An 18,326-nucleotide genomic window follows, 5' to 3' on the forward strand; every position below is an offset into this window, starting at 1 on the left:
AAGAACCGCTCAATAGGCAAGAAAACAGTCGTTAAGCAGCGCTGACGCACAGTCCAACTAGCCGAGCCGCGAAGCGGCTTCGGCTACGTTATTCAACAGCTATAGCGTTTCACGGGCATGTCTTGAAGTGCATTCTCACCCATGCTCTCGATACCGCGCTACACGCTGGCCGGACTCGTCCCTTTTCGGCCCGTTCGGTGGTAGGCGTACTGAGCCTTGCATACGACGCATCGCGTGGGTTCATCGGTTCGTTTGGGATAGCTGAGGTGGAACAGGCGGTGGTCAATCTCGTAACAGCGCATGCAGTAGGCCGGTCCGGTCGGGCCGCCAGCTGCATCGATCTCGTAATACCCCTCGTCGACCTTAGTCACCTTAGCCTTGTTCTGTAGCGCTTCCTCAAGACGCTTTATCTCCTGGTCTCGTTTTTCAATGACCGACTGCGCGTCGAGCACCGCCACTTTCGCGTCCAGGAGTTGCTGCGCCGCCTCCGCCAAACGGAACTTGAGTTCGGCCTCGCCGAGTGCTTTGTCGGCCTTCAGCACCGCTCCGATTGCATCTGTGGTCGCCTTGATCGCCCCGAGGGCAGTTGTGATTTCTGCTATGGCCATAGGTGATCCTCCCTGCAAGGTGCAGCCTACATCAGCGGCTGCCGCCGCGCCGCAAACAAACCAGAGCCCAAGCAAGCGCACTTCGGTCAGGCCCGTGAAGGAATGCCGGGATGGCTAACCCAGGAGAGAAGTACGGCCTAATACCGGACCTCGAAAGGCCGACCGCGCCTAAGAGCGGTTCAATAGGCGAAAAGGCAGTCGTCAAGCAGGGCTAACGCAGAGTCTTTGATACATGAAAAAGGCCGCGCGGGCTCTCATCAACATATAACTGCGCGACCGCTAGCCGAGCCAGCTGCACATGCCACGCGAGTCTCGTGAATCATTTCAACAGATCGGCCAGCGACTCACGCAGAATCTCCGCAACAGCGTCGGATCGGCTTGCACCAATCGCGACTGCGCCTTGATGAGCCAAGATCGCCCTGCCTTCGTACGCCCCAGAGAATCGGACCTGAACTTTTTCAACCTTGTGCCGGCGCCCGCTCGTTAAGACCTTACTGGAGTTACGGACGTCCTTCGCCCCTTTCACCACGATTTTTGCCGACACGCCCGACCCTAGTTCGAGGTCTCCGATCTGCAAAGAATCCACAACAACCTCCGCGCGCGCGAGTTGCTGAAAGGACGTAGCCCAAGCCACAACATCGACCGATATTGGGATGATCGCTAAAGAGAAATCGTTCGCCTCCGAAAGTCGACTCACCAATCCATGCGTACTGCGCGGAGCATCTCGCAGCTCTAGTCCAACCTTACCTCCTGAAGCCCGAATCGTGCTCTGCTTGAATTCGAGCCGCTGAAAAGTCAACTCCTTGCCGAAAGGATCTGTAACTACTTCTTCGACTTCGAACCGCTCGATATAGCGCGCCTCGACGAAATCATCTCTTACGCGATCCACCACAAAGCCATCGGTCGAGTCATCGGCAAACTGCTTGGCTTTTAACCGCTTGGCAAGTTGGCGCATTGAAATTGGCCACTCCGCGCGGAACCAGCGATAGCGATTCATGCTGCGTCCCCCGGAGCATCGACACCGGATTCCCCTGCCGCCTTGGCGTGCAACTTTGCCAACACACTCCGAGCCGCAGACTCAAGCAGTTCGAAAAGCTCAGCGCGATCGCCTTCCTCGACTGGACGGAAATGCTTTGCGTAGTCACCGCTCTTCAATCGCGCTGATCGCTTGACTCCATATTTAAAACCCGTGCCGTCGACGCCGTTCTCAAAAGAAGCGTCGAACTGAATCATGTCATACGGGCTGGCGCTTTCCTTAGCCCGCCACGTAATGGAGGTGATGTAGAAGCCGCCCTGCTTGAGCTGCTGATACTGTGTTGACGCGACCAGATTGGAACCTTGCATTGACACGCTATGCACTACAGCCAACATCTCCTGCTTAATGTCTTCATCTTCGTCTTCGTCAAGATCGCCGCCTTCATCGCTATCACCCCCTCCTGACGCCACCTTTAAATTGATGACAGTGTCCAGATCGTAACCCTTTATCCCAGATATTAGGGAAGTAAAGAACGATGTGCGATCGTCTGGGCTGTCAAGCCCTTGAAGAGTGATCTGCTGTGCGGGCACTTCAGCCTTTCTTATCTCTTCAACTTTACGAACCAAGCTATCTACCACCAGCCTAGCCTTATCAGTTGCGGGCATTCGGATCACGGTGGCGCCAGCTTTCTTGACGAACTCGATCCCCGCTTCTTTTCGCTGCCGTTGGATCAGCCTTGTTCGAGAGTAATCGTACTCGTCGTACTCAATATTCAATGAATACCCATCTGCACCCTTCTGCTGTGCGCGAACTTTTTCGCTAGTCTTTGCCTCGGCCTGATAGGCCAATGCAACGCTTTTAATTTCGTCCATCGTTAGATCGACAGGAAGCGTTACCGACGTCGTCTTCTCCCCCCTCTTTGCATGATCCCTCCGCTCAATTATTCCAATCACGTCAAGGTAGTCGTGCGGCAAGGAGGAAATGGCCTCCACGAGATCTGAACGCGTAGCTTTTGGGGAATAGAAGATTCCGCGGTCGCGCGCAAGCTCGAAGAGCACAGATTCCGTAAGCTTCTGTTTTCCCGACATCAACAGATCATAAATTTCTTTATCTGTCGCGCAGTACTGCTGCAGCTTGTCATTCATAGCCCATCCCCAGCTCAATAGAGGAGAAGGTCGTCAGGACCTGAGTGATCCTGGAAAACTTGATAGCCTCAACGCACTGCGCTAACTTGCTACCCATGTCTCCGTTGGCAACTTCCGCAATATACTGATGGACTGCCTTCTGAAAATTGACTTGAGCCGTCGGCACAACGTCCAGGACTTTGACGTGTACGCGAGCACTCTCCTCCAGCACTTGGTAGTGCCTCAAGTAGTCGATCAGGTACATAAACTCCTGCGTCGTGGAACCGTCTCGCCGATAAAATACGACGATTCCGCGCGCTTGTGATTGCGGCCTTTCGTACTCCAAAACAATCCAAGGTGCCGTAAGCATTTCCAGGGTCGCTGATTTTGCTTTCTCTAGCTGGACGTTGGCCTTTAGTACAAGCTGCGGATAGAAGTAACGACACTTATCGGCAGCCGGAAGTTGATCTGGGCCTGACGATCCGCGCATCTGGCGAATTTCATACCGTACGTTATCTAGCCAGAAAATATCCTTCGGCCCTAGAACGACAATCTTAGAGCCGCGAGGCAGGTCAAGGGCTTCGTTTTTGAGTGAAACGATAACCGTGTCGAAATTCTTGTCGTACTCACCGTCATGGTTGTAGACGAATAGCAGACCAGATATTTGTGGCGTGACGTCATCGTGGATATACAGCTTCCGCCATTCGTCGCTCTTTTCCGCACATGCCACCTGCTTTCCTAGGCTCTCAAGGGCGCTTCGAACCGCCGATGTTGATATCGAGTCCTTGGCGTAGCTCTTTAGATCACAGTTGACGTACGTTCTTGCTTGAGAATACGGCTCGTCGTAGAAGAAGACTACATCCGAAGGATGCGTCTTGACGTTATGGTGGTCTTGATCTTCGCAGGGCCAGTTCTGGTTTGTCGGCCCAATTTTTTTCCAGAAGAACTCCGCAAACAGTTCATCTGAGATCTTCTCAGCCATTTGTGCGATATGTACGGTCTCGGCCACGCCCCCTCCGTTCCATCAGAAATAGACATCCCGTGCGGCCAGCCTCCATCGGCCGCACCCTCAATCTATCTCATTCGAGCCCACCGTAGCGCTGCCGGCTATTCGCAAAATGGGACGGCCGCACGATTCAATGCGTAACGGATAACGGGGAGCGTATCGGACACGCGCACCCCCTGTGGCTCGCCGTTACGCCTGTTGGCTATGCTCCACACGCTCCACACGATCAGGGCACATTCGGGTCCACATGGCGTAGTAGTCGCATTGACAATGGAGCTCAGAACCATTTGCAGTCGCCGGACATGCGGTCCGCTCACGGGAAGCGATTGTTAATACAGCGAAGATCGAGGCCCGGTAAGCATCGTTATGATCTTAGGAAGAGGCTGCGTCGGCGACAGGCAACCTCCTCATGGACGGGATGTGCGTTTGTGTGCCGGCTTGTTCCCAGGCGTGAAGAGACTAGTTTGAAAACCGTAGCCGCGGGCTCGCCAAGAGGGATTCGAACCTCCGACCAATAATTGAGTTTTTAAACGACTGCTGCGGCGCTCAGCCTCAACACTCTCGGGCCGTGGTTTCGAGTTGAGTGTTCTGGCTGGCAGGTTGATGGCGAAAAAACTTGCGTGATAAGTCCAAAGCTAACCCATTGATTCGTAAGACCCAGAAAAATGGCACCTTTGGTTCGCGGTCCAAAGGTGCGGAGAAAACGGAGAAATTTCGGCGAAATTTTCGCCAGAAATCGCGCGCGTCGAATTTGGCGAAACCAAAGGCCGTCGCCGAAAAGGCCGAAAACAGGGCGTTTTCGTGAGGCGTGGAGAGGAGAGGCGCGGGTTTGTTCGCGAGGCAGTGGTGGGCCCACCAGGATTCGAACCTGGAACCAAAGGATTATGAGTCCTCTGCTCTAACCGTTGAGCTATAGGCCCGCGCGAGCGCAGATTCTAATCGTTGCGAGGGGCGGGCGTAAGCCGCAAGCCGCGCATACGCGAAGTCCGGGGGCGAGCCCCCGAACTTGGCCTGCGGCGAATCTACGCACTTGCGCGCCCGTGCCGAATGAAAGACCAGCCGGACAAGACCGCAACCACCCGGCTCTACATCGTTCAACTCAACGATCCGCGCTCATCGAGATTCCCTACCACCCCACCCTCACCGCCCCGCGCTCATCGAATACGGCCGCAGCTTGGGATCGCTGGCCCACTGCTTGTTCGACTGCGCCTGCATGGTGAAGCGCAACTCGCCACCGGCGACGATTTCCTCGTGCCGCAGGAAGCTGCGATTCAAGGGCTGGCCGTTGAGCGTCGCCGATCCGATATAGGTGTGCGCTTCGTCCAGACCCTCGGCGATCACGCTGAAGCGCTTGCCGTTGGGCAGGTTGAGCGTCGCGCGCGGCAGGAACGGGCGGCCGATGGCGTATTCGTTGCTGGCCGGGGCCACCGGGTAGAAGCCCAGGGCGGTGAATACGTACCAGGCCGACATCTGGCCGAGGTCGTCGTTGCCGGCCAGGCCGTCGGGGCGCGGGGCGTATTGGGTCGCCATGATCTGCTTCAGCCGTTCCTGGGTGCGCCAGGGCTGGCCGGCGTAGCCGTACAGATAGGCGACGTGATGGCTGGGTTCGTTGCCGTGGGCGTACCAGCCGATCAGGCCGGTGATGTCTTCCATGTGCTCGAAAATTTTCGGATCGACCTTGGCGTCGAACACTTGGTCGAGCTTGTCCACCAACTTGGCGTCGCCGCCGAGCGAGCGGGTCAGGCCGGCGACGTCCTGCGGCACGTACCACGAGTATTGCCAGGCGTTGCCTTCGGTGTAATCGCTGCCGTAGCCGCTGACGGTGGGGTCGAAGGGTTCGCGGAAGCTGCCGTCGCGCTTGCGCGCGCGCATGAAGCCGGTCTTCGCGTCGAAGGCGTGTTTCCAGTTGCCGGCGCGCTTTTCGAACGTCGCCGCGATGTCCTTGCGGCCCATGTCGGCGGCCACGCGCGAAATCGTCCAGTCGTCGAAGGCGTATTCCAAGGTCTTCGACGCGGCCTCGCCTTCTTCGTCGATCGGCACGTAGCCCAGTTCCATGTACTGGGCGATGCCGTCGTACGGGCCGTAGCTGGCGCTGGCGACCATGGCGTCGAGCGCTTCCTTCGTGTCGTAGCCGCGGATGCCTTTCATGTAGGCGTCGGCGATGACCGGCACAGCGTGGTAGCCGACCATGCACCAGGTTTCCTGGCCGTGGAAGGCCCACACCGGCAGGATGCCGTAGGGGCTGTCGCGGCGAGAGGCCAGCAGCGAATTGACGAAGTCGTTGTTGCGTTGCTCCGGCTGCACCAGGGTCAGCAGCGGATGCAGCGCGCGATAGGTGTCCCACAGCGAGAACGTGGAGTGATAGCGAAAGCCCTTCGCCTCGTGCACGGCGTTGTCCGGGCCGCGGTAACGGCCGTCGCTGTCCATGAACAGACTCGGGCCCATCAGCGTGTGATACAGCGCGGTGTAGAAGCTCTTGCGCATCGGTTCGGGCGCGTCGGCGTCGATCGCGGACAAGGCCTGCGACCAGGTCTCGCGCGCCTGGGCGCGCACGCCGTCGAAATCGAAACCGGGCACTTCGGCATCCAGATTGGCGATGGCGCTGTCTTCGCTGACCGGCGAAATCGCCACTTTGACGATCAAATCCCGGCCTTCGGCCTGCTTGAAATCGAAGCTGCCGACGATCTGCCGGCCTTCGATCTGCGCGCGCCGGGTCGGGTCTTTTTCGCCCGGCGGCGGAAAGCCTTTGTAGACGACATCGGCTTCAGTGTCGTTGAAGCTGTGGCCGCTGACCGGACGCGAGAAACGCATCGCGAAATACAGCTGCCGGCCCGGCGCCCAGCCGCGGGTTTCGCGGAAACCGGTGACGGTGCCGTCGGCGCGCAGACGCAGGCGCGACCACAGCACTTTGCCGGGGTAGTCGTACATGCTCGTGCGCAGGTCGATCAGCACATGCGCGGCCTGCCCTTGCGGGTAGCGATAGCGATGCACGCCGACGCGCTCGCTGGCGGTGAGTTCGGCGCGGATCTTGTAGTCGTCCAGGGTGACCGCGTAATAGCCGGGCTGCGCCACTTCGTCGTCGTGGCGGAAGCTGGAACGGTAGCCGCTGCGCGCGACCTTGGAATCGCCGCGTTCGAGCTTGACCTCACCGGCGATCGGCATCAGCAGCACGTCGCCCAGGTCGGAATGGCCGGTGCCGGAGAAGTGCGTGTGCGAGAAGCCAACGATGCTGCTGTCGCTGTAGCGATAGCCCGCGGCCCAGCCGTAGGCGTCCTTGCGCGGCTTGATCTCGGTGTCGGGGCTGAGCTGGATCATGCCGAAGGGCACGGTCGCGCCGGGGAAGGTGTGGCCTTCGCCGCCGGTGCCGATGAAAGGATCGACCGCTTCGAAGGCGCGCCGGCCGGCGTCGCCGGCGGGGGCGGCGACGGCGCTCCAGACGCAGGCGCCGAGCGCCAGGGCACCGATCCGGCACAACCAGGGTCGGCCGGGCGCCGCGCGCGGGCCGTCGGGGGCGATAGAAGGCTGGGTCGGCCGGGTCATCCAGGGCACTCCGTCTGATACAAAGCGGGGGAAGGCTGGGAACAGGGGCAGCGGCCAGCCGTCGCTGGGTTTTGGGCGGGCCGACACTTTTAGATCGTTCTAAATACGGGCAAGCTAACACGGGCCCCGGCCGCGTTCATGCTGCATTGCAGAATGCAGGGACGGGGCCTAAGCCGCAGGATGACGGCATTTAGAACGATCCAAAAGCACGCGACCACGCCCTGCCATGCGTCCCGACCGTCCATTGTTTGCGAGGTGTCATTGATGAACGACGCGCCCGCCCCCCGAGGCCGGGTCACCCTGGCCGATATCGCCCGGGCCTGCGGCCTGTCGCGCGCGACGGTTTCGCTGGTGCTGCGCGGCAGCCCGCTGGTCCACGCCGACACCCGCGCCCGGGTCGAAGCCGAGCTCAAGCGCCAAGGCTACGTCTATCACCGAGGCGCCGCCAATCTGCGCCGCAAGGTGTCCACCGGCGTGGCCCTGGTGATCAACGACCTGTCCAACCCGTTCTTCGCCGAATTCGCCGCCGGCGTGGACGAATGGCTGGCCACGGCCGGCTTCGTCACTCTGCTCGGCAGCACCAACGAGTCGGTCGAACGCCAGCAGGCGGTGCTGACCTCGCTGATGGAGCACGATCCGGCCGGCATCATCCTGTCGCCGGCCGAAGGCAGCGACGGCGCGCGGGTGCGTCAGCAGATCGGCGAACGCACGCCGGTGCTGGTGTTCAACCGCGAACTCGACGGCACCGCGTGGGACTTCCTCGCCCTGGACAACACCCACGGCGCGCGTCTGGCGACGCGGCACCTGCTCGATCGCGGCCATCGCCGCATCGCCTTCTTCGGCGGCCATCGCGATTCGTCCTCGTGCCGGCAACGCCGCCAGGGCTATCGCGAAGCGCTGGCCGAAGCCGGCGTCGAGCCCGAGCCGCAGTGGCTGGTCGAATGCGCGCCCACCCGCCTGGAAGCGGCGCAACAGACCGGCGCGCTGTTCGTGCGCGATCCGGCGCCGACCGCGGCGGTTTGCTACAACGACGCGGTCGCGCTTGGGTTGATGGCCGGCTTGGTCGCGCGCGGACGCCGCGCTGGCGGCGATTTCGCCGTGGTCGGATTCGATGACATTCCCGAAGCCTCCGTCGCGTCGCCGACGTTGACCACGATCGCGGTCGATCCGCGCGCGCGCGGCCGCCAGGCCGCCGAGTTGATCCTCAAGCGCCTGCGCGAACCCGAGCTGCCGCACGCCCACACCGTTGCCCCCGTCCGGCTGCAGGCACGCAGCAGCAGCGAGGTGCTTGTTCCGCCGCCCGGAGAGTCCGCATGAGTCGTCGCGACATGTCCTACACCGCCGCGCTCGCGGTGGTGACCATCATCTTCTTCACCTGGGGCGGGCTGACCAGTCTCAACGACGTGCTGATCCCGCATCTCAAAGCCGTGTTCCAGATGAACTACGCGCAGTCGATGCTGATCCAATCGACCTTCTTCGGCGCCTACTTCCTGATGTCGCTGCCGGCCAGCAAGGTGGTGGCGAAGTTCGGCTACAAGAACAGCATCGTGATCGGTCTGATCGTCGCCGCCATCGGCGCGGCGATGTTCTTTCCGGCCGCGCGCATTCCCTCGTATCCGCTGTTCCTGGGCGCGCTGTTCGTGCTCGCCAGCGGCATCACCCTGCTGCAGGTCTCGGCCAATCCCTACATCAGCCTGCTCGGCGACCCGGCCGGCGCGCCGAGCCGCCTGAACCTGGCGCAGGCGCTGAATTCGCTGGGCACCACGGTGTTCCCGTACGTGATCGGCCCGCTGATCCTGTCCGGCGCCGTGCTCACCCTGGACGAACTGGCGGCCAAGCCGGTCGCCGAACAGATCGCCTACCGCGCGCACGAAGCCGCGTCGGTGCAGATGCCGTACATGATCATCGCCGGCTGCCTGCTGCTGCTCGCGGTGTTCGTCTACACCATGCGCATCCCGTCGCTGGTCGAAGCCACCGAGAGCGCCGACCCGGTGCACCACAGCTTCACCGAGGTGCTGAGCCAGAAGCATCTGTTCTTCGGGGTGATCGCGATCTTCGTCTACGTCGGCGCCGAGGTTTCGATCGGCAGCTTCCTGATCAACTACATCTCCGCGCCCGAAATCGGCAACCTCGATCACGCCATCGCCAGCAAGTACCTGGCGTATTACTGGGGCGGCGCGATGGTCGGCCGCTTCATCGGCGCGGCGCTGTTGCGCGTCGCCGATGCGCGCAAGCTGCTGGCCCTGTTCGCGGTCGCGGTGATCGCGCTGCTGGCGGTGACGATGTCCACGAAGGGTTCGATCGCGATGTACGCGGTGCTGTCGATCGGCCTGTTCAACTCGATCATGTTCCCGACCATCTTCACCATCGCCATCGAGCGCCTGGGCCCGATGACCAGCAAGGCCTCCAGCCTGCTGATCATGGGCATCGTCGGCGGCGCGGTGATTCCGCTGGCGCAGGGCGCGCTGTCGGACGTCATCGGCGTGCAGCACTCGTTCGTGATTCCGCTGGTGTGTTACGTCTTCATCGTCTGGTACGGCCTGAGCGGTTCGCGCATCCGCGCCGGACAAGGACAGCACACCAGCACGCAAGCTTCAGGAGTGACGCATTGATGTCCGCTGCACCGCCGGCCGCTCCCGCCGCCGCCCACACTCACGCCGCCATCGTCTGCTTCGGCGAGGCGTTGATCGATTTTCTGGCGCGCCCGGCCACCGCCGCGGGCGAGCCGCGTCATTTCGTCGAATACGCCGGCGGCGCGCCGGCCAATGTCGCCGTCGCCGCCGCGCGCCTGGGCGGCAACGCACGCTTCCTGGGCATGCTGGGCCAGGACATGTTCGGCGATTTCCTCGCCGAGCAGTTCGACCGCTACGGCGTGGACACGCGACATATCCTGCGCACCCACGAAGCCAAGACCGCGCTGGCCTTCGTTTCGCTCGACGGCGACGGCGAACGCAGTTTCAGTTTCTATCGCCCGCCCGCCGCCGATCTGCTGTTCCGCGATTCGGATTTCCGCGCCGACAGCTTCAACGGCGCCGGCGTGTTCCATGTGTGTTCCAACAGCCTGACCGAGGAAGCGATCGCCGCGACCACGCTGGCGGGCATGCGCCGCGCACGCATGGCCGGCGCGCTGGTGAGCATGGACATGAATCTGCGGCCGTCTCTGTGGCCGGCCGACGTGGACCCCGCGCCGCGATTGCTGGCGGCGTTGCTGGAAGCCGACCTGATCAAGCTGTGCGGCAGCGAGTTCGAATTCCTCGCCCGTCACCTGGGCGGCGAAGAAGCCGCGCTGCAGCGGCTGTGGCACGGCTACGCGACCTGCGTGCTGATCACCGACGGCGCCACCCCGATCCGCTGGTTCACCCGCACCCGCCGCGGCGAAGCGGCGACCTTCCGGGTCGCGCCCAGCGACACCACCGGCGCCGGCGACGCCTTCGTCGGCGGCCTGTTGCAGCGTCTGGCCAGCCTGGGCGTGAGCGCAGCCAATTTCGCCGATTTCCTGCAGCGCGAAGACGACTTCGTCGACGCGCTGCGCTATGCCGCCGCGGCCGGCGCGCTCGCCACGACCCGCCACGGCGCGTTCGCGGCGATGCCCAGCGCGGCCGATGTCGAACGACTGATGCAGGAACAATCATGAATCTTCCGCTGCACCCGCTGCCCGATTTCCGCGACGCGAAGGTGTTGCGCGCGCACGTCCAGGACACGATGGCGTTCTACGATCCGGTCGCGCTCGATCCGGAAGGCGGCTTCTTCCATTACTTCCGCGACGACGGCACGGTGTACGAGGCCTCGCACCGACACCTCGTCAGCAGCACGCGCTTCGTCTTCAACTACGCGATGGCGGCGATCGAATTCGGCCGCGACGACTACCGCGAACGCGCCCGCCACGGCCTGCGTTATCTGCGCGAAAAACACCGCAACGCGCAGACCGGCGGTTACGCCTGGACGATCCGCGACGGCGCGCCGGAAGACCGCATGAACCACTGCTACGGCGGCGCGTTCGTGCTGCTGGCTTATTCGACCGCGCTCAAGGCCGGCATCGATGAAGCGGCGGCGTGGATGGACGAAACCTGGGAGTTGCTGGAAGCGCGCTTCTGGGAACCGCAGCACGGCCTGTACCGCGACGAAGCCGACGCCGACTGGAACTTCACCGATTACCGCGGCCAGAACGCCAACATGCACATGTGCGAGGCGATGCTGGCGGCGTTCGAAGCTTCCGGACAGGCGCGCTATCTGGACCGCGCGCTGACCCTGGCGCAGAACATGACCCAGCGTCAGGCGGCGAAGGCCGACGGCCTGGTGTGGGAACACTACGATCGCGACTGGAACATCGACTGGGATTATCACCGCGACGATCCCAAGCACCTGTTCCGTCCCTGGGGTTTCCAGCCCGGCCATCAGACCGAATGGGCGAAGCTGCTGCTGATCCTCGATCGCCACCTGAGCGCGCGCGGCGGCGCGCCGGCATGGCTGGTGCCGACGGCGCGGCATTTGTTCGACGTCGCCATCGCGCGTTCGTGGGACGACGAATTCGGCGGGCTGGTCTACGGCTTCGCGCCGGACGGCTCGGTCTGCGACGACGACAAATACTTCTGGGTCCAGGCCGAATCGCTGGCGACCGCGGCGCTGCTGGGCGCGCGCACCGGCGACAACCTGTACTGGCAGTGGTACGACAAGCTGTGGGCGTATGCGTGGCAGCACATGGTCGATCATCGCTACGGCGCGTGGTATCGCATCCTCGACCGCCAGAACCGCAAGTACGACGACGAGAAGAGCCCGGCCGGCAAGACCGATTACCACACCATGGGCGCGTGCTTTGAGGTGATGCGCCTGTTGCGGGCGGACTGATTCGCCCGCGTCGCCGTTGCCGGCGCTCCCGACCGGCGGCGCGACGCCGCATTCATCCGCCGCCGGTCGCGGCATGATGCCCGTCATGCCGCTCCGCTGACGCCCGTACGCGGCGCGCTAACGTACCCAGGCCTATCCTGCCCGCTCCTTTCACCGGAGCGTGGGCATGGACATTCAGCAGATCGCCGATCGTTACGTCGCCTTGTGTCGCGAAGGCAAGCACGAACAGATCACCCGCGAGCTTTACGCGGAAGACGCCTCCAGCGTCGAGATCCCCGGTCGCCAGGACGGCCCCCTGGGTAATGTCAAAGGCCGCGACGCGATCCTGGCCAAGGGCCGCGTGTTCCAGGACGACGTGGTCGAAGTGCACGACAGCTGGTGCAGCGATCCGGTCGTCGGCGGCAACTGGTTCAGCCTCGCGATGAGCATCGACGCGACCTACAAGAGCATGGGCCGCATGCCGATGGCCGAAGTCGCGGTGTATCAGGTGCGCGACGGCAAGATCGTGCACGAGCAGTTCTTCTACGGTTGAGTCGATCGACCCAAGGCCGGGCCGCGGGATCGCTTCGTTGGTCCCGTGGCCTGCATCGATCAGCGCATCCAGGTCACGCCGGCCTAGCTCAATGCACCATCTCGATACGGACGCGACATTATCCGACGACGTGATCGGCGCGGCCAATGGCCTCAACCGACGGTTGCACGAAAAGCGGCCGGCTCATGCCGATGATTCGACCAAGCCGATCACGGTGAACATCAGCATCAGGATCAACGGAAACATGACCGCGAACAGCACGAACGCCAGCGCGACCAGCACCGCGTGCCACAGCGGCCGCGCAGGTCTGCCCGCGGCCGCCTGCGCACGGATCGCGCCGCCTTGCGCCCAATCGGCGAACAGGTACGCGGCCGCCGGCAGCAACACCAGATAGCTCAGCGCCACGGTGATCCGCTGCGCGCCCTGCGCGTTGAACACGTAGCCGAGCGCGCTGATCGCGGCGAACGCCAGCACCGGCACGACTACCAGCCGCAACACCCAGGCCGTGCCGCGCCGTCCCAGCGCCACGTAGTTCATCGACATCAGCCAGACGCCGGCCAATACGCTGCCGATCATGCTGGCCACGGCGATGGCGATCAGGCCGAACAAGGGTCGGCTGGGCGGGGTCGCGCCGTCTTTTCCGTCCGGCGCCCGATAGGGACTGGGTGCATCCATTCGCCATCTCCGTCAGCCATCGAACGCGAGGGTTGCGCATGCGCGGCGTATACGCGTGACTGCCACGCGATGGGCGCCGCGGGGAAATGCGCAACCGCTTGCCTCCACCGAGCATACCCGTCCCGGCAAAACGAAACTGGCCCGAGGCAGAACCTGTTCCACCTGCGCGCCTTCGACGCAGCGGTGCGACTCGACGTAGCAGATCGATTGATCGCGGCTCCGCGACCGACCCGACTCAGCTCAGTTCGAAACCGAATCCGTAGATAGCGATGGCGACCAAGCCCACCAGTACCGTCAACAGCGCCAGCGCGGCCAGCGCACCGACACCGGCGGCGGCCCAGTTGGAACGCATCGGCAATCCGGCCGAGACCCGCGCGGCGATCGCATCGCCCTGGGTGTGCTTCATCCAGTAACCGACCGCGAGCATTTGCGGAATCAGATACACGATGCCGGGCACCTGCTCGGGCAGCAGCATCGACAGCACCACCACGACGATCATGCCCGCCAGCCCGGACCAGCGCGCCTTGCGCGCCAGATCGAACTGGCCCAATGCGGCGTGATTCATCGCCAGCACCCAGCCGCCGGCGAGGACCGACCCCAGGAAGGTCGCGACATAGATTCCGCTGGTGCGGAACAAGGGACGGCCGGTATCGGCTGCCACGTCCACCACGGCGGCGGCGGGGGCTTCGTAGGGGTTGTTTGAGTCCATTCGTGTCTTCTCCAGAAGAACCTCGCGCCGATGCGCGAGGCAGATAGCCGCGTCCAGATTAACGCGTCGGCCCGGCGGGCGTCTTCGGGCCGGGCATGGCTGTCGCCAGCTTCCGCAACGTCAAGCCCATTTATGAGCGCGGGAAAAAACCAGCTGATCGAGCCCAAACCGAAGCACGACATAGCCCAGCGCCCACAACAGCCATGCCGCCAACACCATCGCCGCGGCGTGCCAGCCCGGGCGCGTGGGATATCCGGCCGAGGCAAGCGCCTTCATCGAACGGCCTTGCGCCGTCGCCGCCCAGGCCAGCGCGATCAACGGCTGCGCGATCAACGCAACGGCCATGACCCATGCGATATCGCCGCCGAAATACGACATGTTCAGCACAAGCAGCATGGTCAGGATCAGGAAACTGCCGGGCGCGATCACCAGCACGGACGCGACACCGGTCAACCATGCCGCGCGGCGACGCCCCAAGGCCGCGTAGTTGCACGCGATCATCAGCCCGCTGGCCATCAGCCCCGCGAACAGGCCAGCGGTGCCGATGGCGATCAGGCCGAACAACGGCCGGCCCGCGCCGAACAGCCGCTCGGCGAGGGCGGCGACGGGGGATCGATGAGGAATAGCGGCGTCCATTCGCGTTTCTCCTGAAGAATCGCCGGCCGCAACGGCCGGTCGAGCGCCAAGCGTCGCGCAAGCAGATTAGCGCGGCGGCGACCGGCTCGCATCCGCCCACGCGCGGCAGCGCCGGGACGCGACGCTCCGGCGGCGCGCGCCCAAAACGAAACAGGCCCCGTTTCCGGGGCCTGTTGCTTGTTGCTTATCCGCGCGGGATCAATCGATATCGAGGAAGCTGCGCAGTTGTTCCGAGCGGCTCGGATGACGCAGCTTGCGCAGCGCCTTGGCTTCGATCTGACGGATACGCTCGCGGGTCACGTCGAACTGCTTGCCGACTTCCTCGAGGGTGTGGTCGGTATTCATGTCGATGCCGAAACGCATGCGCAACACCTTGGCCTCGCGCGGGGTCAGGCCGGCGAGCACGTCGCGGACCGTCTCGGAGAGGTTGATGTTGGTGGTGGCTTCGACCGGGGACTCCACGTTGGTGTCCTCGATGAAGTCGCCCAGGTGCGAGTCTTCGTCGTCGCCGATCGGAGTTTCCATCGAGATGGGCTCCTTGGCGATCTTCATGACCTTGCGGATCTTGTCCTCGGGCATGTCCATTTCTTTCGCAAGCTCTTCCGGCGTGGCCTCGCGGCCGTACTGCTGGAGCATCTGGCGCGAGATGCGGTTGAGCTTGTTGATCGTCTCGATCATGTGCACCGGGATACGGATGGTGCGGGCCTGATCGGCGATCGAACGGGTGATGGCCTGACGGATCCACCAGGTGGCGTAGGTGGAGAACTTGAAGCCGCGACGGAATTCGAACTTGTCCACCGCCTTCATCAGGCCGATGTTGCCTTCCTGGATGAGGTCGAGGAACTGCAGGCCGCGGTTGGTGTACTTCTTCGCGATCGAGATCACCAGACGCAGGTTGGCCTCGACCATTTCCTTCTTGGCCTTGCGCGCCTTGGCTTCGCCGTAGGCCATCGCGCGGCTGATTTCCTTGATGTCGTTCAAGGTCAGCAGCGAGGCTTGTTCGATTTCGATCGTCGCCTGCTGTTCGGCGATGATCTGATCCTTGACGTCGCGCAGGCCCGAGGACCACTTCTGCTTGCGCTTGAGGAGCTCGTCCACCCATTCCAGATTGGTCTGGTTGCCTTCCCAGGCGCGGATGAAGTCCTTGCGCGGCATCTTGGCGACGCGGGTGGCCAGATCCAGGATCTTGCGCTCGTGGTCCTTGATCGAGCCGACCACTTCGCGCAGGTTGCGCACCAGGCTGTCGGTCAGGGCGAGCGGCAGCTTCAGGGTGACGAACACCGCGGCGATCTCTTCGCGCAGCTTGGTGACGGTCTTGTGCCCGGCACCGTTCTTGGCGCCGGCCTTGAGGAACTTGCCGTGCAGGTCGGCGATGGTTTCCATGCGCGAAGCCACTTCGACCGGGTCCGGGCCCGAGGTGGTTTCTTCCGTCTCGGCGTCGTCGCCGGCGGCTTCGACTTCTTCGTCGTCGTCCGCGTCGGCATCGACGTCGGCCACCACCACCGGCGGCGCCGGCGGTTCGGGTTCTTCGTCGAGGTGATCGTTGAAGCCGACCACGATCTCGGCCAGGCGCTTCTTGCCGGCCTTGTGGGTTTCGTAGTCTTCCAGGATCAGCTGGATGGTGGACGGGAACAGCGCGAGCGAAGCCTGGACCTGGTTGAGGCCTTCTTCGATGCGCTTGGCGATGGCGATTTCGCCTTCGCGGGTCAGCAGCTCCACCGTGCCCATTTCGCGCATGTACATGCGCACCGGGTCGGTGGTTCGGCCGCCTTCGCCGTCGAGTGCGGTCAACGCCGCCGCCGCTTCTTCAGCGGCGGTGTCATCGACTTCGCGGTTACCGGTATTGCCGTCGGCGAGCAGCAGCGTTTCGGCATCGGGGGCAACTTCGTGCACCTCGATGCCCATGCCGTTGATCATGCCGATGATGTCTTCGATCTGCTCCGCGTCGACGAGATCGTCGGGCAGGTGATCGTTGACCTCGGCATAGGTCAAATAGCCCTGCTCCAGGCCCTTGCTGATCAGGAGCTTGATATCGGACGGAGGGGGCTGACGTTCGTTGGCCATGGGCTGCGCCACCGCGCTATTGAGGGTAGGGAACGCTCCAGTATAGCAGGTCCGGGCGGCCCGACCGGGACTACGCGGCGGGGCAGCGGTCGGATCAGGACCGGAGGAGAAAGGTGACCGGGCCGTCGTTGACCAGGCTGACGACCATATGGGCGCCGAACCGGCCGGTTTCCACCCCCGCGGGGTGACGTTGCCGGCAGGTTTCGACTAAACGGTTGAATATCGGTTCAGCCAGCCCCGGGGCGGCGGCCGTGCTGAAGCCCGGACGCATCCCGCTGCTGGTGTCGGCGGCCAGGGTGAACTGGCTGACCAACAACAGCCCCCCGCCGGTATCGGCCAGGGCCCGGTTCATGCGTCCGGCCTCATCGGCAAATACACGGTATCCGAGCAGCCGTTCGGCCATGCGCGTGATCTGGGGTTCACCGTCGCCCGGTTCAACCCCGACCAGGGCCAACAGGCCCGGGCCAATCGCGCCGACGGTTTCGCCTTCGACCACCACGCGGGCCTGGGTCACGCGCTGGATGAGGCTGAGCATGCGGCGGCGATCGCGATGTGTCGGGGAACGTCATTGTAAAGCCTGCATCGCGCCGGCTTCTGCGCTCTACCGTCAGCGAACCGGTTCAAGCGGCGGCGCGGGCGCGCAAACCGCAGCGGCTACACTCGCGGCATGACCCGATTCGCCGCCCGCCTGCTGTACTTTTTCGCCGGTCTGATCGGCCGCCTGCCCTGGTCCTGGCAGATGCGGCTGGGGGACGCCATCGCCGCCCTGTGGCAGCGCCGCGACGCGCGCGAAAGCCGGGTGGTCCGGGTCAATCTGGCGCTGGCCTATCCCGAGCTGCTGGCGGCCGAACGCGAGCAGTGGCAGCGCGCGATCATGCGCACCACCGCCCGGCAGGCGGTGGAGACCCTGCGCCTGTGGACCCGGCCGCATGCGGAAAATCTGCGTCTGCTGCGCGAGCAGCACGGCACCGAGCTGTTCGACGCGGCCCTGGCCTCGGGCAAGGGCCTGATCGTGGCCGCGCCGCACTACGGCAACTGGGAACTGCTGAACCAGTGGCTGGCCTGGCGCACACCGCTGGCGATCCTGTACCGGCCGCCGGAATCGGCGGTGGGCGAAGCCTTCCTGAACCTGGTCCGCGCCGATACCGACGCGCAACGCGTGACCCAGGTGCGCGCCGAAGGCGCCGCGGTGCGCCAGCTGTGGAAGCGCCTGAGCGCCGGCGGCGTGGTCGGCATCCTGCCCGACCAACAGCCCAAGGCCGGCGACGGCGAGTTCGCGCCGTTCTTCGCCGTGCCGGCGCTGACCATGACCCTGCTCGGCCGCCTCGCCGAACGCACCGGCGCGACGGTGCTGTTCGCCTACTGCGAACGCATCGACACCCACACGGACAATCCCGGCTTCGCGCTGCGCATCGAGGCCGCGCCCGAAGGCATCGCCGATACCGATCCGCAGCACGCCTGCGACGTGCTCAACGCCGCGGTCGAGCGCATCGCGCGGCGTGATCCGGCGCAATACCAGTGGACCTACAAACGCTATACGCTGCGTCCTTCCGGCAACGGCGAAGACAATCCTTATCGGAGCGGATAGGGCGCCCGCCGGCTTCGACAAGG

General features: G+C 63.6%; 16 protein-coding genes and 1 tRNA gene. 6 read left to right on the plus strand and 11 right to left on the minus strand.

The window, feature by feature from the left end; all coding sequences use genetic code 11:
* Positions 1-158 precede the first annotated feature (158 nt).
* The 6 genes from J7J50_RS06360 to J7J50_RS06385 all read right to left on the minus strand — a co-directional run bounded on the left by J7J50_RS06360 (position 159) and on the right by J7J50_RS06385 (position 7,254).
* Positions 159-608, minus strand: coding sequence for a hypothetical protein (locus tag J7J50_RS06360; protein WP_215056141.1), 450 nt, complete (start codon positions 606-608; stop codon positions 159-161).
* Between the two features lie 319 nt (positions 609-927).
* Positions 928-1,605, minus strand: coding sequence for a hypothetical protein (locus J7J50_RS06365; protein WP_215056140.1), 678 nt, complete (start codon positions 1,603-1,605; stop codon positions 928-930).
* A complete protein-coding gene (locus J7J50_RS06370) occupies positions 1,602-2,729 on the minus strand; it encodes a hypothetical protein (RefSeq protein WP_215056139.1) in 1,128 nt (375 codons plus the stop codon). Before J7J50_RS06370 ends, J7J50_RS06365 begins: the two co-directional genes overlap by 4 nt.
* Positions 2,722-3,717, minus strand: a complete 996-nt coding sequence (locus tag J7J50_RS06375; protein ID WP_215056138.1) for a hypothetical protein — start codon at positions 3,715-3,717, stop codon at positions 2,722-2,724. The genes J7J50_RS06370 and J7J50_RS06375 overlap by 8 nt, the downstream gene beginning before the upstream one ends.
* Positions 3,718-4,558: 841 nt before the next feature.
* A tRNA-Ile gene (locus J7J50_RS06380) sits at positions 4,559-4,634 on the minus strand.
* A gap of 220 nt (positions 4,635-4,854) precedes the next feature.
* A complete protein-coding gene (locus J7J50_RS06385) occupies positions 4,855-7,254 on the minus strand; it encodes a GH92 family glycosyl hydrolase (protein ID WP_215056137.1) in 2,400 nt (799 codons plus the stop codon).
* A gap of 264 nt (positions 7,255-7,518) precedes the next feature.
* Between J7J50_RS06385 and J7J50_RS06390 the strand changes: the two genes are divergently transcribed.
* From J7J50_RS06390 to J7J50_RS06410, 5 genes are all read left to right on the plus strand, one after another.
* Complete coding sequence (locus tag J7J50_RS06390) at positions 7,519-8,571, plus strand: LacI family DNA-binding transcriptional regulator (RefSeq protein ID WP_215056136.1); 1,053 nt, start codon at positions 7,519-7,521, stop codon at positions 8,569-8,571.
* Positions 8,568-9,866: a sugar MFS transporter gene (locus tag J7J50_RS06395; protein WP_215056135.1), complete on the plus strand. Its 1,299-nt coding sequence runs from the start codon at positions 8,568-8,570 to the stop codon at positions 9,864-9,866. The genes J7J50_RS06390 and J7J50_RS06395 overlap by 4 nt, the downstream gene beginning before the upstream one ends.
* Positions 9,866-10,888, plus strand: coding sequence for a carbohydrate kinase (locus tag J7J50_RS06400; RefSeq protein WP_215056134.1), 1,023 nt, complete (start codon positions 9,866-9,868; stop codon positions 10,886-10,888). Before J7J50_RS06395 ends, J7J50_RS06400 begins: the two co-directional genes overlap by 1 nt.
* Positions 10,882-12,099 (plus strand): AGE family epimerase/isomerase, encoded by a 1,218-nt coding sequence (locus J7J50_RS06405; protein WP_215056176.1) that lies wholly within the window; start codon positions 10,882-10,884, stop codon positions 12,097-12,099. Before J7J50_RS06400 ends, J7J50_RS06405 begins: the two co-directional genes overlap by 7 nt.
* Positions 12,100-12,265: 166 nt before the next feature.
* On the plus strand, positions 12,266-12,631 hold the full coding sequence (locus tag J7J50_RS06410) for a nuclear transport factor 2 family protein (protein WP_215056133.1): 366 nt from the start codon (positions 12,266-12,268) through the stop codon (positions 12,629-12,631).
* A gap of 183 nt (positions 12,632-12,814) precedes the next feature.
* Here the strand turns inward: J7J50_RS06410 and J7J50_RS06415 are convergent, their stop codons facing one another.
* From J7J50_RS06415 to dtd, 5 genes are all read right to left on the minus strand, one after another.
* Positions 12,815-13,306 carry a hypothetical protein gene (locus J7J50_RS06415; RefSeq protein ID WP_215056132.1) on the minus strand — a complete coding sequence of 164 codons (492 nt, stop codon included), beginning with the start codon at positions 13,304-13,306 and terminating at the stop codon, positions 12,815-12,817.
* A gap of 235 nt (positions 13,307-13,541) precedes the next feature.
* Complete coding sequence (locus J7J50_RS06420) at positions 13,542-14,015, minus strand: hypothetical protein (RefSeq protein WP_215056131.1); 474 nt, start codon at positions 14,013-14,015, stop codon at positions 13,542-13,544.
* Positions 14,016-14,135: 120 nt separating this feature from the next.
* On the minus strand, positions 14,136-14,651 hold the full coding sequence (locus J7J50_RS06425; RefSeq protein WP_215056130.1) for a hypothetical protein: 516 nt from the start codon (positions 14,649-14,651) through the stop codon (positions 14,136-14,138).
* A gap of 198 nt (positions 14,652-14,849) precedes the next feature.
* Entirely contained in the window at positions 14,850-16,715 is a 1,866-nt protein-coding gene (gene rpoD, locus J7J50_RS06430) for an RNA polymerase sigma factor RpoD (protein WP_215056129.1), read from the minus strand.
* 94 nt (positions 16,716-16,809) lie between these two features.
* The gene (gene dtd / locus J7J50_RS06435) at positions 16,810-17,250 is read right to left on the minus strand and encodes a D-aminoacyl-tRNA deacylase (RefSeq protein WP_215056128.1); all 441 of its coding nucleotides are present in this window, start codon (positions 17,248-17,250) and stop codon (positions 16,810-16,812) included.
* A gap of 132 nt (positions 17,251-17,382) precedes the next feature.
* Here dtd and J7J50_RS06440 point away from each other — a divergent pair, with 132 nt between their 5' ends.
* Positions 17,383-18,303, plus strand: coding sequence for a lauroyl acyltransferase (locus tag J7J50_RS06440; protein ID WP_215056127.1), 921 nt, complete (start codon positions 17,383-17,385; stop codon positions 18,301-18,303).
* Positions 18,304-18,326 lie beyond the last annotated feature (23 nt).

It is taken from the genome of Lysobacter sp. ISL-50, assembly GCF_018612875.1.
Classification (GTDB): domain Bacteria; phylum Pseudomonadota; class Gammaproteobacteria; order Xanthomonadales; family Xanthomonadaceae; genus Lysobacter.